Here is a 22,477-nt window from a genome sequence, read left to right on the forward strand (position 1 = left end):
AGCATACTTGCGTCACTCCATTTTTCCGCTATGTAATGGTAGGGAAAAGTGATGAAGTCAGGAGGGTATACCCATGCCGGGTGAACAATAAAAAGGTCGGTCTCCCATTAGGAAAACCGACCTTCTATTTAAAGTCTTAATGAATCGTATTATTCTACTTCACTATAGTCAAGTACATTTTTGCGATTTGCCAAGATGCGATCGTATTCTTCTTTCGAACCAACAACAATCTTTTCAAATTCACGCTGTCCGGTACCAGCAGGGATCAAGTGACCGCAAATCACATTTTCCTTCATACCTTCCAATCTATCTACTTTACCATTAATAGCAGCTTCATTCAGAACCTTGGTTGTTTCCTGGAATGATGCAGCAGACATGAAGCTTGAAGTTCCCAAAGCAGCGCGAGTAATACCTTGCAGAATCTGAGTAGATGTTGCAGGAATAGCATCACGCACTTCAACGGGTTTCAAGTCACGACGCTTCAACATACTGTTCTCATCACGCAACTTACGGGCTGTTACAATCTGACCCGGTTGCAAGTTCTGAGAATCTCCGGCATCAACAACCACCTTCTTACCCCAAATACGGTCATTTTCTTCCATGAAGTCTTGCTTATCTACCACTTGCTGTTCCAAGAAGCGGGTATCACCCGGTTCATCAATTTCAACTTTACGCATCATTTGACGAACAATAATCTCAAAGTGCTTATCATTAATCTTCACACCTTGCAGACGGTAAACATCCTGTACCTCGTTTACGATATATTCCTGTACAGCCGTAGGACCTTTAATGGCCAAGATGTCGGCAGGAGTAATCGCACCATCAGACAGCGGAGTTCCGGCGCGTACATAGTCGTTCTCCTGAACAAGAATCTGCTTAGAAAGATTAACCAAGTACTTCTTCACTTCACCAGTCTTAGATGTTACAATGATCTCACGGTTACCACGTTTAATCTTACCCATGGTAACTTCACCATCGATTTCAGAAACCACAGCAGGGTTGGACGGGTTACGTGCCTCAAACAATTCTGTAACACGAGGCAAACCACCGGTGATATCACCAGCTTTACCAACAGCGCGCGGAATCTTCACAAGGATGTCACCGGCCTTTACCGATTGATTGTTTTCAATAACAACGTGTCCACCCACAGGGAAGTTATAAGTACGTATCAAGTTACCATCTTCTGTCGTAATATGAGCAGAAGGAACTTTTGTCTTATCCTTAGATTCGATAATGATGATTTCACGCAAACCGGTAGCTTCATCCGATTCTACCTTATAAGTTACGTTCTCAACCATACTCTCGAACTCAATCTTACCGGTTGCTTCAGTAATAATAACAGCGTTGAACGGGTCCCATTTAGCAATCAGTTTACCCTTCTCAACCACATCACCGTCAGCAGCATACAATTTAGAACCGTAAGGAACATTATGAGTTGATAAAATGATACCGGTATTTACATCAATAAAGCGAACCTCGGCCAAACGACCTACTACCACTTTCACAGCTTCACCGGTAGTTTCATCTACTGTATCAACAGTACGAAGTTCCTCAAATTCCAGACGAGCATTGTTTTTGGCAACAATACTTGCATTGGCAGCCATGTTACCGGCAATACCACCGGCATGGAAAGTACGCAACGTCAACTGAGTACCCGGCTCACCGATAGACTGTGCAGCAATGACACCGACAGCTTCTCCCTTTTGAACCATACGGCTGGAAGCAAGGTTACGTCCGTAACACTTGGCACATACGCCTTTCTTCGATTCGCAAGTCAATACAGAACGGATTTCTACACTTTCAATCGGAGAATCTTCAATTTCCTGTGCGATATCCTCAGTAATTTCTTCACCTCCGGCAACAATCAACTTACCGGTGGTAGGATGAATAATATCATGTACTGAAACACGTCCGAGGATACGTTCATACAGAGTGGCAATAACTTCATCGTTATTTTTCAAAGCAGTACAAACCAAACCGCGCAGTGTTCCACAGTCTTCTTCATTAATAATCACATCATGCGATACGTCTACAAGACGACGAGTCAAGTATCCGGCATCGGCAGTCTTCAAAGCTGTATCCGCCAAACCTTTACGAGCACCGTGGGTAGAGATAAAGTACTCCAATACCGACAAACCTTCCTTAAAGTTTGAAAGAATCGGGTTTTCAATAATCTGAGCACCTTCAGCACCGGCCTTTTGCGGCTTAGCCATCAAACCACGCATACCTGACAACTGACGAATCTGTTCCTTAGAACCACGAGCACCGGAATCAAGCATCATAAATACTGAGTTGAAACCTTGGTCATCATTTTTAATAGTCTTATAAAGGATGTCAGACAAATCGCTGTTGACATGAGTCCATGTATCAATAACCTGGTTGTAACGTTCATTATCAGTGATGAAACCCATATTATAGTTCATCATGATTTGCTCAACTTCTTCGTTACCGCGTTTTACCAGTTCTTCTTTTTCCTTCGGAATAATAATATCACCCAAGTTGAATGACAAACCACCCTTGAACGCCATGTGGTAACCTAAGTTCTTAATACCGTCCAAGAATTCACAAGCACGAGCAACACCCACAGCCTTAATAACATCACTAATGATGTCGCGCAAAGACTTTTTAGAAATAATGGTATTCAGATAACCTACTTCAGCCGGAACGATTTCATTTACAATCACACGACCTACAGAAGTTTCTTTCATCATCACATCTACAATGTTGCCATCCTTATCCAGGTCTTTTACAACAACATTGATGATAGCATGAATATCTACCTTTCCTTCATTATAAGCAATCAAAGCTTCTTCCGGTCCATAGAATGTCAGTCCCTCACCCTTCGCACCTTTTCTCAGTTTTGTAATATAATACAAACCAAGTACCATATCCTGTGCGGGTACAGTAATAGGTGCGCCATTAGCCGGATTCAAAATATTATGTGCCTGAAGCATCAACATCTGAGCTTCCAATATAGCCTCATTACTCAAAGGCAAGTGAACAGCCATTTGGTCACCGTCAAAGTCGGCATTGAACGCAGTACATGCCAATGGGTGTAATTGGATAGCCTTACCTTCAATCATATGGGGTTGGAATGCCTGAATACCCAAACGGTGCAATGTCGGCGCACGGTTGAGTAATACCGGATGTCCTTTCATGACATGCTCCAAGATATCCCAAATAACAGGTTCTTTGCGGTCTACTATCTTCTTGGCAGACTTAACAGTCTTCACAATACCGCGTTCTATCAATTTACGGATAATAAACGGCTTGTAAAGTTCGGCAGCCATCAATTTAGGAATACCGCATTCTCCCATTTTCAATTCAGGACCAACGACAATTACCGAACGGGCTGAGTAGTCAACACGCTTACCCAACAGGTTCTGACGGAAACGTCCTTGCTTACCTTTCAAACTATCAGACAGTGATTTCAACGGACGGTTTGCATCTGTTTTTACAGCACTTGACTTACGTGAGTTATCGAACAATGAATCGACAGCTTCCTGCAACATACGTTTTTCGTTGCGTAAGATTACTTCAGGAGCCTTGATTTCAATCAGTCTCTTCAGACGGTTGTTACGAATAATCACACGACGATACAAATCATTCAAGTCAGAAGTTGCAAAACGACCACCATCCAACGGAACCAACGGACGAAGTTCGGGCGGAATCACCGGAACAATACGTACAATCATCCATTCAGGTTTATTGCGTCCGCGAGATGCACGGAACGATTCAACGACCTGCAAGCGTTTCAATGCTTCATTCTTGCGTTGTTGTGAAGAGTCGTTGCTTGCCTTGTGACGCAATTCATAAGAAAGTGCATCCAAGTCAAGTTTAGCCAACAAATCATAGATGGCTTCAGCTCCCATCTTAGCAATAAACTTGTTAGGGTCTGTATCTTCCAGATACTGATTTTCTCTCGGAAGTTTTTCCAGCAAATCCAGATATTCCTCTTCCGAAAGCAAATCATATTCATTTACGCCTTCTTCAGCGGCAGCACCCGGCTGAATTACGACATAACGTTCATAGTAAATAATAGAATCAAGTTTCTTGGTAGGCAATCCCAACAAGTAACCGATTTTGTTCGGCAATGAACGGAAATACCAAATGTGTGCCACAGGCACTACCAGCTGGATATGCCCCATACGTTCACGACGAACTTTCTTTTCTGTCACTTCAACACCGCAACGGTCACAAACGATTCCTTTATAACGAATACGTTTGTACTTACCGCAATGACATTCATAGTCTTTTACCGGACCGAAGATGCGTTCGCAGAACAAACCGTCACGTTCGGGTTTGTAGGTACGGTAGTTGATAGTTTCGGGCTTCAACACCTCACCACTCGAATTCTCAAGGATTTCTTCAGGTGAAGCCAAACCAATTGAGATTTTCGAGAAATTACTCTTTATCTTCGTTTCTTTTCTAAAAGCCATACTTTCTTGTTTATATTGTAAAGAGTTATATTTTTATTATTCAAGGTTGATACTCAATCCCAATCCTCTCAATTCATGTAACAATACATTCAGAGATTCAGGAATGCCCGGAGTAGGCATCGGTTCACCTTTTACAATAGCCTCGTAAGCCTTAGAACGTCCAACAACGTCATCAGACTTAATAGTCAGGATTTCCTGCAAGATATGCGCTGCGCCGAATGCTTCGAGCGCCCAAACTTCCATTTCTCCGAAACGCTGACCACCGAACTGAGCCTTACCACCAAGCGGTTGCTGAGTAATAAGAGAGTACGGACCGATAGAACGTGCGTGCATCTTGTCTTCAACCATGTGGCCTAACTTCAACATATAGGTCACACCTACCGTTGCCGGTTGGTCAAAGCGTTCACCGGTACCACCATCACAAAGATACGTCTTACAGTAACGAGGCAATCCGGCTTTATCCGTCCATTCATTTAAGTCATCCATAGATGCACCATCGAAAATAGGAGTAGCAAATTTCACGCCCAATTCTTTTCCGGCACGACCTAATACAGCTTCAAAAATCTGACCGATGTTCATACGAGAAGGCACACCCAACGGATTCAATACGATATCTACCGGAGTACCATCAGCCAAGAACGGCATATCCTCCTGACGGACAACACGAGATACAATACCCTTATTACCGTGACGACCTGCCATCTTATCACCCACACCAATCTTACGTTTCTTAGCAATATAAACTTTAGCCATCTGAATAATACCTGAAGGCAATTCATCACCTATTGTGATTGCAAACTTCTTACGTTTCAGTTCGGCGTCCAGTTCTTTATACTTCTTCAGGTAGTTCATTACCAAGTCACGAATCATATCGTTCTTGTGAGCATCCGCTGTCCACTTGCTCAACTGAATCACTGTATAATCCAATGACTCAAGGTCGCGTTTTGTAAACTTAGCGCCCTTAGCGATAACTTCGGTTCCCAAGTAATCTTTTACACCCTGAGAGACTTTACCATTAGTTAATACCAACAATTTATCAATTAAGATATCCTTCAGCTTAGCTGCCTTTTCTTCAAATTCATCATTCAGTTTCGGCAAAATAGCTTTGTCGGCATTCTTTTCACTTCTGGTTTTCACAACGCGAGAGAACAACTTCTTGTCAATAACGACACCACGCAATGAAGGAGAAGCTTTCAATGAAGCATCCTTTACATCACCGGCTTTGTCACCAAAGATAGCGCGAAGCAATTTTTCTTCAGGAGAAGGATCTGATTCACCTTTCGGAGTAATCTTACCAATCAAAATATCACCCGGTTCAATACGAGCACCGACACGTACAATACCGTTCTCATCCAAATCCTTAGTTGCTTCTTCACTCACGTTAGGAATATCAGAAGTCAATTCTTCCATACCGCGCTTCGTTTCGCGCACTTCCAATATATATTCATCCACGTGTACAGAAGTCAATAAGTCTTCACGTACAACGCGTTCATTCAATACAATAGCATCCTCATAGTTATATCCTTTCCAAGGCATATAAGCAACCAACAGGTTCTTACCCAATGCCAATTCACCACCTTGTGTTGAATAACCTTCCGTCAGAATATCACCTTTCTTTACACGCTGACCCTTATCACAAATAGGACGAAGGTCAATAGTCATGCTTTGGTTAGTCTTACGGAATTTAGGAATTCTATATTCTTTCAAAGCAGGTTCGAAGCTGACAAATTCCTCATCTTCCGTTCTGTCATACAAAATCCGGATAGTGGTTGCATCTACATATTCAATCACACCGTCACCTTCAGCAGCAATCTGAGTACGAGAATCTTCAACCAATTGCTTTTCGATACCTGTACCTACAATAGGAGCCTCTGTACGCAACAAAGGAACTGCCTGGCGCATCATGTTAGAACCCATCAATGCACGGTTAGCATCATCATGTTCCAAGAACGGAATCAAAGATGCCGCAATAGAAGCAATCTGTTGAGGAGATACATCCATCAACTCTACCTGATCAGGAGTAACAACCGGATAATCGGCATCGCGACGAGCCTTAACCTTGTCACGAACAAACTTACCTTCATCATCCAAAGGTGCATTACCCTGAGCAATAATCTTATCTTCTTCTTCTTCTGCAGTCAAGTATTCAATTCCTTCATCAGAAATATCCACCTTACTATCAGCTACCTTACGATAAGGAGTAGAAATGAAACCAAGTTCATTAATTTTAGCATAAACGCACAAAGAAGAAATCAAACCGATATTAGGACCTTCAGGGGTTTCAATCGGACACAAACGACCATAGTGAGTATAGTGTACGTCACGCACCTCGAAACCGGCACGTTCACGCGACAAACCACCGGGACCTAACGCAGACAAACGACGTTTGTGAGTAATTTCAGCCAACGGATTGGTTTGGTCCATGAATTGTGACAATGCATTTGTACCGAAGAATGAATTGATAACAGAAGAAATAGTCTTCGCATTAATCAAATCAATCGGAGTAAATACTTCATTGTCACGTACATTCATACGTTCACGAATAGTACGAGACATACGAGCCAATCCGATAGCAAACTGATTGGACAACTGTTCTCCCACTGTACGCACACGACGATTACTCAAGTGGTCAATATCATCAACATCAGCCTTAGAGTTAATCAGCTCAATCAGATACTTGATGATCTCGATAATATCTTGTTTTGTCAATACCTTCACATCCATATCCGTAGTCAGCCCCAACTTCTTGTTGATTCTGTAACGGCCTACTTCGCCAAGGTCATATCTTTTTTCAGAGAAGAACAGGTTATTGATAACCTCACGAGCACTGGCATCATCAGCAGGATCTGCATTACGCAACTGACGATAGATATAAAGCACAGCCTCTTTTTCTGAGTTACTCGGGTCTTTCTGAAGCGTATTAAATATAATAGAATAATCTGATGAATTAGCTTCTTCCTTATGAACAAGGATATTCTGAACGCCTGAGTCGATAATTTCATCTACATGCTCTGCTTCAAGCACAGTTTCACGGTCAATGATAACCTCATTACGTTCAATAGAAACAACTTCACCGGTGTCTTCATCTACAAAATCCTCTGTCCATGTCTTTAAGACACGCGCAGCAAGTTTTCTTCCTACAACCTTCTTTAAGTTGGCCTTATTGACTTTAACTTCTTCAGCCAAATTAAATATTTCGAGAATATCTTTATCATTTTCAAAGCCGACAGCTCTCAACAGAGTAGTAACAGGCAATTTTTTCTTACGGTCGATATAAGCATACATCACATTGTTAATGTCTGTAGCGAATTCAATCCATGAGCCCTTGAATGGGATAATACGTGCGGAATATAGTTTTGTACCGTTAGCATGTACACTCTGTCCAAAGAATACACCCGGAGAACGATGCAGCTGAGAAACAACAACACGTTCAGCACCGTTAATCACGAAGGTTCCCTTCGGCGTCATATAAGGAATAGGACCCAAATAAACATCTTGAATAACAGTATCAAAATCCTCATGATCGGGATCTGTACAATAAAGCTTCAATTTAGCTTTCAAAGGTACACTATAAGTGAGCCCACGCTCTAGACAATCATCTATTGTATAGTGAGGGGGATCAATGTAGTAGTCCAAAAACTCAAGGACAAAGTTGTTACGTGTATCAGCGATAGGGAAGTTTTCAGCAAATACTTTATACAGCCCGTCGTTCTTTCGTTTTTCGGGTGGGGTATCCAGTTGTAAAAAGTCTTGGAATGACTTCAATTGCACTTCCAGGAAATCCGGATACTTCATCGGATTCTTGATGGAAGCAAAATTTACTCTTTTGTTTTCTGTATTTGAAGACATCTGATAATTTATTTGTAGAACTTAATAATAATATAGACACAAAAAGGTTAAGAATCCTCGTCTAGAGGATTCCTAACCGAATTACCTGATAATCAGGCTTAATATTATTTAAGCTCAACTTCAGCTCCAGCTTCTTCCAAAGTTTTCTTCAGTGATTCAGCTTCGTCTTTAGCCAAGCCTTCTTTTACTGTGCTAGGAGCACCGTCTACCAAGTCTTTAGCTTCTTTCAAGCCAAGACCACATGCTTCTTTAACGGCTTTAACAACCTGCAATTTAGCAGCACCAGCGCTCTTCAAAACTACATCAAAAGATGTCTTTTCTTCAGCAGCAGCTGCACCACCTGCAGCAGGACCAGCAGCAACAGCTACAGCTGCAGCAGCAGGTTCAATACCGTATTCTTCTTTAAGGATAGTTGCAAGTTCATTAACTTCTTTTACTGTCAAGTTAACTAATTGTTCTGCAAAAGCTTTCAAATCTGCCATTTTTGTATGATTTTAATTGTTTGTTACTAATTGATTATAAAATTGATTATTCGGCACGTTCGCCCAGAGTTTTAAGAACTCCATGAATGGTGTTACCACCTGATTGAAGAGCAGAAATAACGTTCTTGGCCGGTGATTGCAGCAAAGCAACAATTTCAGCAATAACTTCATTTTTACTCTTAATATTAGCAAGAGCTTCAAGTTGATCAGCACCTACATATATTCCTTCTTCTGCATAAGCAGCTTTCAGTGTAGGAACTCCATCTTTGTATTCTTTCAGCAACTTAGCAGGAACGTTTGCAGTTTCGCAGAACATTACTGAAGTTGTACCTTTCAAAGAATCAAATAACGGAGAGAAATCAACTTCTTCGATACTCATCAAAGCTTTGTGAAGCAAAGAGTTCTTCACAACTACCAGCTTAACACCGGCTTTGAAACATTTTCTTCTCAACTCGCTTGTAGCAGCTGCATCCATAGCAGTTGTATCAACCAAGTAGAAATGTCCATATTCTTTTACGGTGTCAGCCAACTGACCAATAATAACGCCTTTATCTTCCTTTCTCATGATTCCTCCTTATTATTAGATTTCTTCTACAGTTTTGGGATCAATCTTGATACCCTTACTCATAGTACTTGAAAGATAAATACTCTTTATATAGGTACCTTTAGCTGAAGAAGGTTTCAATTTGATAATGGTAGCGATAAATTCTTTCGCATTATCACGGATTTGGTCAGCAGTAAAAGAAACCTTACCAATTGAAGTATGAACTATACCACTCTTATCAACCTTAAAGTCAATCTTACCTTGCTTAACTTCCTTAACAGCCTTAGCTACATCCATAGTTACAGTACCACTCTTTGGATTCGGCATCAATCCGCGAGGACCGAGAACACGACCGAGAGCACCGATCTTACCCATGATAGACGGCATTGTGATGATTACATCAATATCTGTCCATCCACCTTTGATCTTTTCAATATATTCATCAAGACCAACATAGTCAGCACCAGCTTCTTTTGCAGCAGCTTCAGCATCAGGTGTACACAAAACCAAAACACGTACTTGCTTACCAGTTCCATGAGGCAGTGAAACTACACCACGAACCATCTGATTAGCTTTACGAGGGTCTACACCTAAACGTACGTCAATATCTAATGAAGCATCAAATTTAGAAAAAGTGATATCTTTAACTAATTGTGCAGCTTCTTTCAGTGAGTATGCTTTCCCTGCTTCAATTTTTTCTGCAGCCAACTTTTGATTTTTTGTCAGTTTACCCATTATAATTGAAGTTTATTAGTTATTACCCGGGAATTCCCCTTTTACAGCGATACCCATACTTCTAGCTGTACCTGCCACCATAGTCATAGCAGACTCGATAGTAAAGCAGTTCAAGTCAACCATTTTGTCTTGAGCAATCGCACGTACTTGTTCCCAAGTAATTTCAGCAACTTTCTTGCGATTAGGCTCAGCAGAACCACTCTTAACCTTAGCCAACTCAAGCAATTGAATAGCTACGGGAGGAGTCTTAATAACAAAATCAAAAGACTTATCTGCGTAGTAGGTAATGATCACAGGTAAAATCTTACCTGCTTTGTCCTGGGTTCTGGCATTGAATTGCTTGCAAAACTCCATGATGTTAATACCCTTAGAACCCAAAGCAGGTCCAACGGGAGGTGATGGATTTGCAGCGCCTCCTTTAATCTGTAATTTGATTAGTCCAGCAACTTCTTTAGCCATTTTGTTTCTAATTTTTATATATTAATTATAACGAAAGACAATGCACGTAACAGAATGCATTATTCTTTCTCGACATCCATAAAGCCAAGTTCCAACGGAGTTTTACGTCCGAAGATCTTAACCATAACCTTTAGTTTCCGCTTTTCACTGTTCACTTCTTCAATGAGTCCACTGAATCCGCTGAACGGTCCAACGGTTACTTTCACTGTTTCTCCTACGGTATAAGGAACACTCAGTTCTTCACCACCTTCCTGGAGTTCATCCACCGTACCAAGTATACGATTCACTTCCGATTGTCTCAAAGGCACCGGATTTTCGGAACCTCCTAAAAAGCCAATCACATTGGGAGTATTTCTCAAATGATGAGCAACCTCACCGACGAGAGCGGCTTCGACCAAAACGTATCCGGGAAGATAACTTCTTTCCTTCACAATTTTTTTACCATTGCGAACCTGATACACTTTTTCGGTAGGAATCAATACCTGAGATACATACTCGCTAAGATCACTATTCCTGATGTCAGCATCAAGATATTCCTTAACCTTGCTTTCTTTTCCACTGACGGCACGTAATACGTACCATTTCTTTTCAATCTCAGACATTTTACTCACAATTAATTAGTGCGGATAGATAATATCTTCCATTACGAATTGGAAGACTGAATCCATAAGAAAAACAACTAGTGCAATGAATAGGGAAGCATATAAAACAACCACTGCACTATTTGAAAGTTCTTTACGAGTCGGCCATGATACTTTATGGACTAATTCGTCATAAGATTCTTTACAATAATTTGTTACTTTCTGAAACATATTCTTTCAAGTTTAGCACGGGAGGAGAGGCTCGAACTCCCGACACCCGGTTTTGGAGACCGGTGCTCTACCAACTGAGCTACTCCCGTAAAAATCAGTTCCCGACGTTTTACCACCGAGAACTGAATTTATTTATTATATCAATGTATTAGTCAAGAATTTCAGTAATCTGACCAGCACCTACTGTACGTCCACCTTCGCGGATAGCGAAACGCAAACCTACGTTCAATGCAACCGGATAAATCAATTCAACTGTAATAGTTACGTTATCACCCGGCATTACCATTTCTGTTCCTTCCGGCAAAGTGATTTCACCTGTACAGTCCATAGTACGCAAGTAGAACTGAGGACGGTATTTGTTATGGAACGGAGTGTGACGACCACCTTCTTCTTTCTTCAAGATATAAACCTCAGCTTTGAACTTAGAGTGAGCTTTAACCTGACCCGGCTTACACAAAATCATACCACGTTTGATTTCTGCTTTGTCGATACCACGAAGCAACAAACCTACGTTATCACCGGCTTCACCCTGATCCAACAGTTTGCGGAACATTTCAACACCAGTTACAACTGATTTCTTATCTTCACCCAAACCAAGGATTTCAACTTCATCACCTACATGAATAATACCTGATTCGATACGACCTGTAGCTACAGTACCACGACCTGTGATAGAGAACACGTCTTCAACCGGCATCAAGAAAGGTTTATCGATATCACGCGGAGGCAATGGAATCCAAGTATCAACAGCTTCCATCAATTCCATAATCTTATCTTCCCATTGAGCAACACCATTCAAAGCGCCAAGTGCAGAACCACGGATGATAGGAGTATTATCGCCATCGAAATCATAGAATGAAAGCAATTCACGCATTTCCATTTCTACCAATTCCAACATTTCTTCATCTTCAACCATATCACACTTGTTCAAGAAAACAACCAGTCTAGGTACGTTTACCTGACGAGCCAACAAGATGTGTTCACGAGTTTGAGGCATCGGACCGTCTGTTGCAGCACAAACGATAATAGCACCATCCATCTGAGCAGCACCAGTAACCATGTTCTTTACATAGTCGGCGTGACCCGGACAGTCAACGTGAGCATAGTGACGATTAGCTGTTTGATATTCTACGTGAGAAGTATTGATAGTAATACCTCTTTCTTTTTCTTCAGGAGCGTTGTCGATTGAATCGAAAGAACGCAATTCTGAAAGACCTTTTTTAGCCAACACAGTAGTGATAGCAGCAGTCAAAGTGGTTTTACCGTGGTCAACGTGACCGATAGTACCAATGTTAACGTGCGGTTTCGAACGTTCAAATTTCTCTTTAGCCATAGCTTTACTTGTTATTTATTTGATTAATAATCAGCAATTACGTTATCAAAGAGCTGTTAACGAGACTTGAACTCGTGACCTCTTCCTTACCAAGGAAGTGCTCTACCACTGAGCTATAACAGCAAAAAAAGAGCGGAAGACGGGGCTCAAACCCGCGACCCTCAGCTTGGAAGGCTAATGCTCTATCAACTGAGCTACTTCCGCAATTCCAAAGACTTTAGTCTTAACCAAAGCGTGGGCAAAGATGGATTCGAACCACCGAAGGCGTAAGCCAGCAGATTTACAGTCTGCCCCATTTGGCCACTCTGGTATTTGCCCAACATTTCTTCAAAGATCAACAGATGCTTTTATCATCTTTTTTTTGAGCCTCTTGTCGGATTCGAACCAACGACCCCGAGATTACAAATCACGTGCTCTGGCCAACTGAGCTAAAGAGGCTTATTTCTAAAACTTTGCAGCTCTTACCCTTCAAAGGGTTAAGCGGCTGCAAAGTTAGATATTTATTTTAATTCTCAAAAACTTTTAGCGATTTTTTTATTTACCGCGTAGTTTTTCTTTTGTTTTTGTCAATTGCTTAGACAGTGCATCCACACACACATCTATCGCTTCTTCGAATGTATCGCTCACCTTCTCCGCAAAAAATTCTCCATTCATGGCCAAAACTTTAATTCCAGCCTCTTTATTCATAGCGGTTTCCGGTTTTACTACTTTTAATGACACCTCCACTTTGTTTATATCGTCGCAATACTTTTCTAATTTAGCCGTCTTCTTCTGGATAAAGTCCTGAAGTTTTTCAGACGCATCGAAATGAATAGCTTGAATTCTTACTTCCATAATTACCTCCTTTTTTACGCTCTTGGATGAGCTTGTTCATACACTTTTTTAAGTTCTTCAAAAGTTGTATGCGTATAGATTTCCGTTGTTGTCAGGCTTTCATGTCCCAAAAGCTCTTTCACAGCCCCCAACTCCGCCTGATTATTCAGCATCGAAGTAGCGAAACTATGCCTCAACACATGCGGACTTCTTTTCTTAAGCGTTACAACTTTTGACAGGTTCCGTTTCACTAAATTATACACCTTCATAGGATACAGTCTCTTCCCGTCTTGCTTGACAAAAAAAGCTTTTTCCCTATCAGGTACAGTTTCATTCCTTACCTTAATATAATTAAGCAACGACAGCCTCAGTTCATCACCAAAAGGAATCAGTCTTTGCTTATTTCTCTTTCCTGTCACCTTAATGAGAGAAGCCGAGAAGTCAATATCCGCATCGTCCAATCCGATCAATTCCGAAAGTCTCATACCTGTAGCATAAAACATTTCGATTATCATTTTATCCAGGCAACCGGTAAACCCCTTTCCACAAGGAATTTCATCCAACAACCGATTCATATCTTCTTCCTTCACAAAGACCGGCAGAGGTTTCTTTTTCTTAGGTCCGACTACTTTAAATGTCGGATCCACCGCTACTATCTTCTTCCGCAAGAGATAACGATAAAATGAACGGAGAGAACTCAGTTTTCTATTTACCGAAGTAGAAGTATATCCACCATCCATCAGGCTTACCACCCACAAACGGATTACATCTGCATCCACCGTAGTAAAATCGATCTCCTCGTCAACACTCTTAAAGAACTCTTCAAATTTGGTCAAATCCGTTCCATAGCTAACAATCGTTTTCTCAGAACAGTTTTTCTCCAACCGAAGATAATCCAAAAAAGACTCTATTAACATAAGAAACGTCGCTTCATTAATTCAGCAACGAATATATGAAAAAGAATTCAATTATTCAAAGAAAGTGCAAGAATTAATTATTCTTCAACCTGCTGAAGCTTCTGCACGTATACAGCACGTTCTTTCTTAAGTCTGTTGATTACAGACGGTTTGTCAAACTGCTGTCTAGCTCTCAGTTCTTTTACAACACCTGTTTTTTCAAATTTTCTTTTGAATTTTTTCAGCGCTTTTTCAATGTTTTCGCCTTCTTTTACTGGTACTACAATCATTGTTTTTAATAATTAAATTATGTTGTTACTAAATTTTTCTATAGTCAAATTGCGGCGCAAAATTACACATACTTTCTTTATTTACAAAACTTTCCGCAAATATTTATCTTAAATAACATAGAAATTGTATCTTTGTCATTGAGTTTAAGTTATTATAAACCACAATACAATGAAATTGGAAATTAAACAAAGAGTAGCTGCTTTGCGTAAATTCATGCAAGGAAATGGTATACAAGCATTTATACTCCCCACCACCGATCCTCATAATAGTGAGTATGTTGCCTCGCATTGGGAAGCCCGCAAATGGCTGACCGGTTTCACCGGATCGGCAGGTACAGCGGTCATCACTATGAAAAAGGCAGGATTATGGACGGATTCCCGTTATTTTCTGCAAGCTGCCGAGCAACTGGAGGGTACAGACATAACTTTATTTAAAGAACGTATGCCAGAAACTCCTTCTATTGCCGAATGGCTTTTTAAAGAACTTAAAGAAGGAGACATCATCGGAATGGACGGATGGGTAAACGGAATCGATTTTAAAGAATCTCTTTATGAGGCTTGTTCTCCCAAAGGAATCCAAGTGAAAAGTGTTACCGACCCTTTTGACGAAATATGGGAGGATCGACCCGCGTTGCCATCCGAACCTGTATTCATATTAGAAGAAAAATATGCCGGACTTTCCTGTCGAAAGAAAATAGAACTCATCAGAGAGGAGATACACAAAAATAACTGCCAAAGTATCTTACTATCCGCCTTGGATGAGATTGCATGGACACTGAACCTGAGAGGAAGCGATGTGCATTGTAACCCCGTATTCATTAGTTATATGCATATAACTCAAAAGGAAGCTACCTTATATATAATAGAAGAAAAACTTTCTCCTGAAGTCAAAACCTATTTGGAAGAGAACGGAGTTACCATTAAATCCTATAATAAGATAGAGAGCGACATCAAAAATGTACGTCAGAACATTCAGGTATCTCCAACCCTCAATATGAAACTTTTTAATGCTGCCGGCTATCCGAGCAGCCACGGTATTGACACCGGACATAAGATAATGGAAATTCCTTCTCCCGTCAGCCTTCTGAAAGCCGTGAAAAACGAAACTGAAATAAACGGTTTTCGCCATGCCATGGAACGCGACGGCATAGCTATGGTTAAATTTCTGAAGTGGCTGAAAGAGGCAGTTCCTGCCGGAAATGAATCCGAGCTGAGTGTCGACCGGAAACTATATGAATTGCGTGCCGAACAAGCGAATTTTAAAGGAATCAGCTTTGATACGATTGCCGGATATAAAGAACATGCAGCTATCGTTCATTACGAAGCAACTCCCGAAACAGATATTCCTTTGAAACCCGAAGGTATGTTACTGCTGGACAGTGGCGCACAATATCCGGATGGAACAACCGATATTACGCGTACTATTGTGCTCGGTCCTCTCAGTGATGAAGAGAAAACAGATTATACATTGGTACTGAAAGGCTTCCTTCAATTGCAGAACGCTGTATTTCCTGAAGGAACCTGCGGAACACAGCTTGATGTTTTAGCGCGTCAAGCCATGTGGAAAGCGGGTATCAACTATTTTCACGGTACAGGGCATGGTGTCGGTCATTTCCTCTGTGTACACGAAGGGCCTCACCAAATCAGGATGAACCATATGCCCACTACTCTCCGTCCGGGTATGACGGTAACCAACGAACCGGGCATTTACAAAGCCGGCCGTCACGGTATCCGCACCGAAAACACGTTGCTGATAGTGCCTGCCATGGAGAGTGAATTCGGCTCTTTCATGAAATTCGAACCGCTTACTCTCTGTCCCATCGACAAAGAAGCCATTGTGACCGATATGTTGACCGACGAAGAAATCAACTGGTTCAATGAATACCATAAAATGGTATATAGCCGGCTAAGTCCTCTATTGAATAAAGAAGAGCAGGAGTGGTTAAAAGAAAAGACCTCACCTTTAAAACGTTAAGAAAGAATTATGGCACTTATAAAATCGGTAAGAGGATTTACACCTCAAATTGGAGAAAACTGCTATTTGGCCGATAACGCCACCATCATTGGCGATGTTATAATGGGACACGATTGCAGTATCTGGTTTAATGCTGTACTGCGTGGCGATGTTAATGCCATCCGTATCGGTAACCGTGTTAATATCCAAGACGGAAGCGTACTACATACTCTTTATCAGAAATCGGTAGTCGAAATCGGCAACAATGTATCTGTGGGACATAACGTTACCATTCACGGTGCAACCATCAAAGACGGTGCGCTGATAGGTATGGGAGCAACCGTACTTGACCACGCCATAGTAGGTGAAGGAGCTATTGTAGCTGCCGGAGCCCTAGTCTTGAGCAATACCATCATCGAACCGGGAAGTCTTTGGGCAGGTGTTCCCGCCAAGTTCATCAAAAAAATTCCGCCCGAACAAAGTCGGGAACTGAATGAAAAGATTGCAAACGGTTATCTGATGTATGCTTCTTGGTTTAAAGATGAAGAAATAAATGAGACAAATAAATAATAACCCAAAAACAAACTAATTATTAATTTCTAATTTATTGATTATGAAAAAATTATTTATTCTTGCCTGCATGCTGGTATTATTTGTATGCGGTGCTCATGCTCAACAAGGCAAACAAGCATTTGGCTTTCATTTAGGTTATGGGACTGAAATCGAAAGTGTAGGTATCGGCGTTAAATACCAATACAACATTCTTGATGCACTCAGGCTGGAACCTTCCGTAGATTATTTCTTCAAAAATGACGGGGTTGATATGTTCGACTTCAACGTTAATGCTCACTATCTCTTTCCTGTTGCAAGCGGTGCACGTCTTTACCCTCTCTTCGGATTGACCTACACTAATTGGCACTGGGATTTAGGTGAAATCGATGGAATGGACTTAAGTGGAAATAAAGGTAAGTTTGGAGCTAATTTAGGAGCCGGTGCAGAATTCGACCTTAACTCACAATGGATGATAAACTTCGAAATCAAATATCAAATTATCAGTGATTTTGACCAAGGCGTATTCAATATCGGGGTAGCCTACAAGTTCTAAAAATCCACCGATAATATTTTTATTCACCTATAGGGAGGGGGATTCCAATCCTCCCCCTACGGTAAACAAACCAAACTGATTCCTACTCCCTTTAAAGTCTTTATCTGCACTTTTTCATCTTCAATCAACAATTTACGAAGCCGTGTGACAAAAACATCCAAACTGCGTGATGCAAAATAATCATCCTCTTTCTCCCAAAAAGTAGAAAGAATAACCTCTCGCTTCACCACTTCTCCCATCTTGACGCAAAGCATTTTCAGCAGACCAGCTTCACGTTCTGTCAGCGTCTTCTCCACTCCCGAAACCAGATATCTCAATATCGCATGAGCAGCATCGAACACATAGCTCTCACCTATTCTATACGTTTCACTCTCATTTTTGGCACTTACCCCCTGTTTCAATTTCAGAAGTGCCCCGATATGCGCATCCAACTCTTCAGCCAGAAAAGGTTTCTTGATATAATTATTCACACCCAGTTCATAACCTTTTACCACATCTTTGGGTGAGACACGCCCCGAAGTAAATAAAATAGGTATATCCCCATCCAGTTCGCGAATACGTTTCACCATCTCATAACCGTCCATTACAGGCATTTCAATATCCGAAACAATCACATCAGGATGTTGCTCTTTCCATATTTTCAACCCCTCCTCCCCATCCGCAGCAGTCGTCACTTCATAACCTCCTATCATATCTTCCAGACCACCACGGATAATGTAGCAAAGATTAGCGTCATCCTCTACCAACAACAACTTTACCATAACTTCATCTCCTATTTTTTTCCTATTTGCTCCAAATCCATTATCACTTTTCTTCCACACTGTCCAAAAACTCTTTTTGAGGCAGAGAAAGAGAAAATTCGCTATACTCTCCTTCAATACTCTCTACTTCCACCGTTCCGCCATGAGCCTCGGCAACACGGAATACATAGTTCAATCCCAATCCGAAACCAGATGCTCCGCCTTTCCGACTGCGTTCTGTAGCCGATGCACGCTCATACTTTTCGAATATACGACTTTGATCTTTCAAAGGAATACCAAAACCATTATCTTTTACCTTGATGACAACCGCGCCATCCGGTTTACAGAAAGAAGAGATAGTAATAGCAACTGAAGCCCCCGAATACTTAATAGCATTATCAATCAGATTGCTGATTGCTTCCTTCAGAAACTCACCATCCGCCACAACCGTTTCCGCTTCAAGAGCTAAACTGAAATGTACCGGCTTGTCCGCCTTAGCAGAAAACTTTTCAATCAAGTCATCCAACATACTACGTAACGAAAGCATTTCGCGAAAAAGATTCAGTTGATGATTTTCCAATTTCGAAAGTGTCAAAACCTTCTCTGTCAACGCTAACAGATGTTCACTTTCATCTTTCAAAATATGAAAAAGCTTGGCACGCTTTTCAGGACGAGTATCCAACTTACCGGTCTCTAATATTTGAATCCCCATCAAAATACTGCTGATAGGTGTTTTCATATCGTGAATCAGCGCATAAGAAAAATCTTCGCGGATCTTAGCTATTTTATTTTGACGGGCAATGATACGAATCTGATAGACAATACAACCGATAATCAATATCATCATTATCACAGTGGCAATCAATAGCAAGGTCATTTTCTGAAAGATAACCCAATAAGGATTAACAATAAAAGCCTGCAGATTTTCCGTACGCTTGCAATTAGTGGGATATAACCGAGTCTTCAGCATATCATTCCCCCTCATCCATAACGCTCGGGAGCTCTTGAGAATATTTCCCGAAGAATCAGTAATACAACAAACCACCTCTGCATCAATACCTTCCATAAGCAGGTTCGCCCGATAGATAGAATCCAAATCTGCCAAAGAAACAGATACTTCATATTTCTTTACCACAGCTTCCTGGATAGAAACATACATATTAGACATCAGCCATTGATTGGCATTATCATTCAAAATCCCGCTTTCAGCAACATCATGATCATTATCCAGCTCCACTTTCACCCCTACAATGGTATCTTGAACTGCATATTTCTTTTTCAACTCCGCTTTCAGCTCCTCCATGCGATGGAAGAGTTCTTGCATAGAAGCATCTTTGAAAACTTCATTGCTCCTAAACTGAATACTTTCTTTCGCTAGCTTATAGGTATTGACAAGCCAAACATATTGCAAGCCGAAAATAGCCAGCAAACCAACAATTGCCATCCATCGTATATGCTTTATTTTCATATCATTACTTCCTTCAAATTCATATTAACCTAACATTAACCTACCATTAACCACGTATGAAAAAAAGTAGCTCTACTTTTGTTTCGTCAAAGTTAAAGAAAATATTAAAAACCAACGAATATGAAAAAGCAAATTATTATCGGCACATTATTATTTCTAATCTCTTTGGCAGGAACAGCCACAGCACAAACTATCAGCGGGAAAGTAACAGACGCCGAAGCACATCCCATTGATGGAGCCACGGTAATATTGCAGAGCATCGACTCCACTTTTGTAGATGCCCTCATCACAGACAGTACCGGATGCTTCCGGTTCAACCGGCAACCGGCACAATATCGGTTGATATTCCAACACATTCTATACACCACCCGCCAACAAGAAGGAACGGGTAGTGATACAGGCACGATTGTCCTGTCAGGCAAAGACTATACACTGGACGAAGTGGTGATAAAAGGAGAGCAACCGCTTGTGAAGGTAGAAGAAGGAAAACTCTCTTATGATTTGTCACGACTGATCGAACATAAGGTGGTGAACAATGCTTACGAAAGTCTGCAACAACTTCCCGGTGTGCAGGAAATCAACGGTAATCTTTCACTGGCAGGAACACCCGGACTCAGCATTATCCTAAACGGTAAACCAACTACGATGAGCTATGAACAACTGGTCAATCTGTTGAAAAACACACCGGCCTCGCGTGTGGAAAAAGCCGAAGTGATGTATAGCGCCCCTCCTCAATACCATGTCAGAGGAGCAGCCATCAATCTGATTCTGAAAGGATACCGTACCGGAGAAAGCGGACTGAAAGGGGAAGTAAAAGCCGGATACCTGCACGACTACAAGAATGGTGCACAGGGTGGTCTCAACCTGTTATATACCCATCCGAAATGGAATATAGACCTTCTGTATAACACTCAATACCGCCGGCACAGACAAAAGACGAACACCTATTCCCGCCATACCCTGAACAACAAGATATATGATATCCGCCAACAAGGAATCATTGACAATAAAGGAATGACGCACCATATTCGCGTAGGGGCCGAATATAAGACCAATAAAGAAAGTAACATCAGTCTGGCCTATACAAGTGCCTTTACTCCCGACCAAAGAGGTCATACAGTTTCTGATGGAAACTTTGCCACATCTGACAATCGCACCAAAGCTAACAAGCAAATGCATAATCTGGCACTAGACTATGCGTCGCCTGCCGGACTGAAAGCCGGAGTGAACTATACTTCTTACCGGTCGGAAAGCAATCAGGATTTTACTAATAAGAACAGAGAAGAAAACACCAGCCGTTTCCAAACCACGAGCGGCCAAAACATAGACCGCTGGAAAATATACATGGACCGGGAGCATGCCATAAACAATATGGGCACGCTGAGCTACGGAGCTTCATTGACCTATGCCAACGACCACAACACCCAGTTTTATCACCCTGCCAGCACTACCGGCATGGACCAACTAAATACGGACAGCCGTTACAAGGAATACACCTGTGACCTATACGCCGGATTCAGCAAAAGCATGGGAGAACGGTTTTCATTCAATGCTTCTGTAACCGGAGAGTATTATAAGATGAGCAATTATCATGCCTGGTCGATTTATCCAACAGCAGCAGTGACTTATGTGGTAGAGCCCGCACATATCCTGCAACTCTCGTTTACTTCGGACAAGACTTATCCCGATTACTGGGATTTAAGCGAAAGCACCGGATATATCAGTGGCTACGAAGAAGTTCAGGGTAATCCGATGCTGAAGCCATCAACAGATTATTCGCTCAACCTGAATTATATCCTGAAGAATAAATATATTTTCAGCATGGCCTACGACCATGAACTCCACAGGTTCGACCAACTGGCCTATCAAAGTACCGAACGGCTGGCCTTGATTTATAAAACATTGAATTGGGATTATCAGCAGAGCTTCTCAGCAACAGCTATCATCCCATTCAAAATAGGCAATCGAGCAGAGGGACGCGCTACTCTTCAAGCCGAATATCATCAAGCCAAATGTGACAATTTTTTTGATATTTCTTTTAACCACAGCAAATGGACCTACCTAGGGATACTGCAAAACAATGTCACTCTCTTTAATCATCCCGATATCCGTATGGAGTTGACCGGCCTCTATCTGAGTCCCTCCATTCAGGGAAGCTATACACTGAGTCATGTATGGGCTGTCAATGCCGGAATACGTTGGAACTCTGCCAATCAAAAAGCCGGTTTAGTGCTAAAAGCTGATGATATATTCAATTCGATGCAAGGAAATATAGATATCAAATTGAGAAACCGAGGACAGTATATGGATATGCACAATAATAGCTATTCCCGTCATATTATGCTGACTTTCAGCTATAAGTTCGGAAGTTACAAAGAAAAAAAACATGAAGCGGTAGATACTTCACGATTCAAGTAAAAAGTTCCCAAAAAGAAGGAAGTCTTTTTAAAAAACACTTCCTTCTTTTCCAAAAATTCCAAGGTCTTTTCGGAAAAGGTGAAAGTGTTTTTTTTGAAAGAAAGTTGTCACAAATCTCTGCCCGACTGAAGTTTGTGAAA

Annotated in this window: 18 protein-coding genes and 5 tRNA genes; 4 read left to right on the plus strand and 19 right to left on the minus strand. The window is 41.3% G+C overall.

Annotated features, from left to right (window positions below):
• Positions 1–149: 149 nt before the first annotated feature.
• From rpoC to rpsU, 17 genes are all read right to left on the minus strand, one after another.
• Positions 150–4,439 carry a DNA-directed RNA polymerase subunit beta' gene (rpoC, locus tag HMPREF1534_RS06405; protein WP_005941903.1) on the minus strand — a complete coding sequence of 1,430 codons (4,290 nt, stop codon included), beginning with the start codon at positions 4,437–4,439 and terminating at the stop codon, positions 150–152.
• 36 nt (positions 4,440–4,475) lie between these two features.
• Complete coding sequence (rpoB, locus tag HMPREF1534_RS06400) at positions 4,476–8,288, minus strand: DNA-directed RNA polymerase subunit beta (protein ID WP_005941906.1); 3,813 nt, start codon at positions 8,286–8,288, stop codon at positions 4,476–4,478.
• 104 nt (positions 8,289–8,392) lie between these two features.
• On the minus strand, positions 8,393–8,770 hold the full coding sequence (gene rplL, locus HMPREF1534_RS06395; RefSeq protein ID WP_005941908.1) for a 50S ribosomal protein L7/L12: 378 nt from the start codon (positions 8,768–8,770) through the stop codon (positions 8,393–8,395).
• A 46-nt stretch (positions 8,771–8,816) separates the two neighbouring features.
• Positions 8,817–9,335, minus strand: coding sequence for a 50S ribosomal protein L10 (gene rplJ, locus HMPREF1534_RS06390; protein ID WP_005941910.1), 519 nt, complete (start codon positions 9,333–9,335; stop codon positions 8,817–8,819).
• Between the two features lie 15 nt (positions 9,336–9,350).
• Entirely contained in the window at positions 9,351–10,049 is a 699-nt protein-coding gene (gene rplA, locus HMPREF1534_RS06385; RefSeq protein WP_005941912.1) for a 50S ribosomal protein L1, read from the minus strand.
• Between the two features lie 15 nt (positions 10,050–10,064).
• Complete coding sequence (rplK, locus tag HMPREF1534_RS06380) at positions 10,065–10,508, minus strand: 50S ribosomal protein L11 (protein ID WP_005941913.1); 444 nt, start codon at positions 10,506–10,508, stop codon at positions 10,065–10,067.
• Positions 10,509–10,567: 59 nt separating this feature from the next.
• Positions 10,568–11,110 (minus strand): transcription termination/antitermination protein NusG, encoded by a 543-nt coding sequence (gene nusG / locus HMPREF1534_RS06375; protein ID WP_005941915.1) that lies wholly within the window; start codon positions 11,108–11,110, stop codon positions 10,568–10,570.
• A 15-nt stretch (positions 11,111–11,125) separates the two neighbouring features.
• A complete protein-coding gene (gene secE / locus HMPREF1534_RS19890; protein ID WP_005941917.1) occupies positions 11,126–11,320 on the minus strand; it encodes a preprotein translocase subunit SecE in 195 nt (64 codons plus the stop codon).
• A gap of 16 nt (positions 11,321–11,336) precedes the next feature.
• A tRNA-Trp gene (locus HMPREF1534_RS06370) sits at positions 11,337–11,409 on the minus strand.
• 59 nt (positions 11,410–11,468) lie between these two features.
• On the minus strand, positions 11,469–12,653 hold the full coding sequence (gene tuf / locus HMPREF1534_RS06365; protein ID WP_005941919.1) for an elongation factor Tu: 1,185 nt from the start codon (positions 12,651–12,653) through the stop codon (positions 11,469–11,471).
• Positions 12,654–12,704: 51 nt separating this feature from the next.
• A tRNA-Thr gene (locus HMPREF1534_RS06360) sits at positions 12,705–12,776 on the minus strand.
• 8 nt (positions 12,777–12,784) lie between these two features.
• Positions 12,785–12,857, minus strand: a tRNA-Gly gene (locus HMPREF1534_RS06355).
• A 31-nt stretch (positions 12,858–12,888) separates the two neighbouring features.
• Positions 12,889–12,971: transfer RNA gene (locus tag HMPREF1534_RS06350), tRNA-Tyr, on the minus strand.
• 46 nt (positions 12,972–13,017) lie between these two features.
• A tRNA-Thr gene (locus HMPREF1534_RS06345) sits at positions 13,018–13,091 on the minus strand.
• Positions 13,092–13,187: 96 nt separating this feature from the next.
• Positions 13,188–13,487 carry a ribosome hibernation-promoting factor, HPF/YfiA family gene (gene hpf / locus HMPREF1534_RS06340; protein WP_005941921.1) on the minus strand — a complete coding sequence of 100 codons (300 nt, stop codon included), beginning with the start codon at positions 13,485–13,487 and terminating at the stop codon, positions 13,188–13,190.
• 14 nt (positions 13,488–13,501) lie between these two features.
• Positions 13,502–14,383: a tyrosine-type recombinase/integrase gene (locus HMPREF1534_RS06335; protein ID WP_005941922.1), complete on the minus strand. Its 882-nt coding sequence runs from the start codon at positions 14,381–14,383 to the stop codon at positions 13,502–13,504.
• Positions 14,384–14,460: 77 nt separating this feature from the next.
• The gene (gene rpsU, locus HMPREF1534_RS06330) at positions 14,461–14,652 is read right to left on the minus strand and encodes a 30S ribosomal protein S21 (RefSeq protein WP_005941924.1); all 192 of its coding nucleotides are present in this window, start codon (positions 14,650–14,652) and stop codon (positions 14,461–14,463) included.
• Between the two features lie 169 nt (positions 14,653–14,821).
• Here rpsU and HMPREF1534_RS06325 point away from each other — a divergent pair, with 169 nt between their 5' ends.
• From HMPREF1534_RS06325 to HMPREF1534_RS06315, 3 genes are read left to right on the plus strand one after another with little or no spacing between them, the layout of a single operon-like run.
• Complete coding sequence (locus HMPREF1534_RS06325) at positions 14,822–16,627, plus strand: aminopeptidase P family protein (RefSeq protein WP_005941926.1); 1,806 nt, start codon at positions 14,822–14,824, stop codon at positions 16,625–16,627.
• Between the two features lie 9 nt (positions 16,628–16,636).
• Positions 16,637–17,176 (plus strand): gamma carbonic anhydrase family protein, encoded by a 540-nt coding sequence (locus tag HMPREF1534_RS06320; RefSeq protein ID WP_005941929.1) that lies wholly within the window; start codon positions 16,637–16,639, stop codon positions 17,174–17,176.
• A 43-nt stretch (positions 17,177–17,219) separates the two neighbouring features.
• Positions 17,220–17,711 carry a porin family protein gene (locus HMPREF1534_RS06315; RefSeq protein ID WP_005941932.1) on the plus strand — a complete coding sequence of 164 codons (492 nt, stop codon included), beginning with the start codon at positions 17,220–17,222 and terminating at the stop codon, positions 17,709–17,711.
• A gap of 56 nt (positions 17,712–17,767) precedes the next feature.
• On the opposite strand, the gene HMPREF1534_RS06310 is transcribed toward HMPREF1534_RS06315, so the two are convergent.
• Together HMPREF1534_RS06310 and HMPREF1534_RS06305 are read right to left on the minus strand one after the other, a co-directional pair.
• Positions 17,768–18,472, minus strand: a complete 705-nt coding sequence (locus HMPREF1534_RS06310) for a response regulator transcription factor (protein ID WP_005941934.1) — start codon at positions 18,470–18,472, stop codon at positions 17,768–17,770.
• A 43-nt stretch (positions 18,473–18,515) separates the two neighbouring features.
• Positions 18,516–19,919, minus strand: a complete 1,404-nt coding sequence (locus HMPREF1534_RS06305; protein ID WP_018451966.1) for a sensor histidine kinase — start codon at positions 19,917–19,919, stop codon at positions 18,516–18,518.
• 120 nt (positions 19,920–20,039) lie between these two features.
• Between HMPREF1534_RS06305 and HMPREF1534_RS06300 the strand changes: the two genes are divergently transcribed.
• On the plus strand, positions 20,040–22,337 hold the full coding sequence (locus HMPREF1534_RS06300; RefSeq protein WP_005941938.1) for an outer membrane beta-barrel family protein: 2,298 nt from the start codon (positions 20,040–20,042) through the stop codon (positions 22,335–22,337).
• Positions 22,338–22,477: the final 140 nt, after the last annotated feature.

Origin of the sequence: Phocaeicola massiliensis B84634 = Timone 84634 = DSM 17679 = JCM 13223, assembly GCF_000382445.1 — a bacterium.
GTDB classification, from domain to species: Bacteria; Bacteroidota; Bacteroidia; order Bacteroidales; family Bacteroidaceae; genus Phocaeicola; species Phocaeicola massiliensis.

What these genes read in the sequence shown, in the direction of transcription:
- rpoC (WP_005941903.1), bottom strand. Translation starts at nt 4,439, where the DNA reads ATGGCTTTTAGAAAAGAAACGAAGATAAAGAGTAATTTCTCGAAAATC.
- rpoB (WP_005941906.1), bottom strand. Translation starts at nt 8,288, where the DNA reads ATGTCTTCAAATACAGAAAACAAAAGAGTAAATTTTGCTTCCATCAAG.
- rplL (WP_005941908.1), bottom strand. Translation starts at nt 8,770, where the DNA reads ATGGCAGATTTGAAAGCTTTTGCAGAACAATTAGTTAACTTGACAGTA.
- rplJ (WP_005941910.1), bottom strand. Translation starts at nt 9,335, where the DNA reads ATGAGAAAGGAAGATAAAGGCGTTATTATTGGTCAGTTGGCTGACACC.
- rplA (WP_005941912.1), bottom strand. Translation starts at nt 10,049, where the DNA reads ATGGGTAAACTGACAAAAAATCAAAAGTTGGCTGCAGAAAAAATTGAA.
- rplK (WP_005941913.1), bottom strand. Translation starts at nt 10,508, where the DNA reads ATGGCTAAAGAAGTTGCTGGACTAATCAAATTACAGATTAAAGGAGGC.
- nusG (WP_005941915.1), bottom strand. Translation starts at nt 11,110, where the DNA reads ATGTCTGAGATTGAAAAGAAATGGTACGTATTACGTGCCGTCAGTGGA.
- secE (WP_005941917.1), bottom strand. Translation starts at nt 11,320, where the DNA reads ATGTTTCAGAAAGTAACAAATTATTGTAAAGAATCTTATGACGAATTA.
- tuf (WP_005941919.1), bottom strand. Translation starts at nt 12,653, where the DNA reads ATGGCTAAAGAGAAATTTGAACGTTCGAAACCGCACGTTAACATTGGT.
- hpf (WP_005941921.1), bottom strand. Translation starts at nt 13,487, where the DNA reads ATGGAAGTAAGAATTCAAGCTATTCATTTCGATGCGTCTGAAAAACTT.
- HMPREF1534_RS06335 (WP_005941922.1), bottom strand. Translation starts at nt 14,383, where the DNA reads ATGTTAATAGAGTCTTTTTTGGATTATCTTCGGTTGGAGAAAAACTGT.
- rpsU (WP_005941924.1), bottom strand. Translation starts at nt 14,652, where the DNA reads ATGATTGTAGTACCAGTAAAAGAAGGCGAAAACATTGAAAAAGCGCTG.
- HMPREF1534_RS06325 (WP_005941926.1), top strand. Translation starts at nt 14,822, where the DNA reads ATGAAATTGGAAATTAAACAAAGAGTAGCTGCTTTGCGTAAATTCATG.
- HMPREF1534_RS06320 (WP_005941929.1), top strand. Translation starts at nt 16,637, where the DNA reads ATGGCACTTATAAAATCGGTAAGAGGATTTACACCTCAAATTGGAGAA.
- HMPREF1534_RS06315 (WP_005941932.1), top strand. Translation starts at nt 17,220, where the DNA reads ATGAAAAAATTATTTATTCTTGCCTGCATGCTGGTATTATTTGTATGC.
- HMPREF1534_RS06310 (WP_005941934.1), bottom strand. Translation starts at nt 18,472, where the DNA reads ATGGTAAAGTTGTTGTTGGTAGAGGATGACGCTAATCTTTGCTACATT.
- HMPREF1534_RS06305 (WP_018451966.1), bottom strand. Translation starts at nt 19,919, where the DNA reads ATGAAAATAAAGCATATACGATGGATGGCAATTGTTGGTTTGCTGGCT.
- HMPREF1534_RS06300 (WP_005941938.1), top strand. Translation starts at nt 20,040, where the DNA reads ATGAAAAAGCAAATTATTATCGGCACATTATTATTTCTAATCTCTTTG.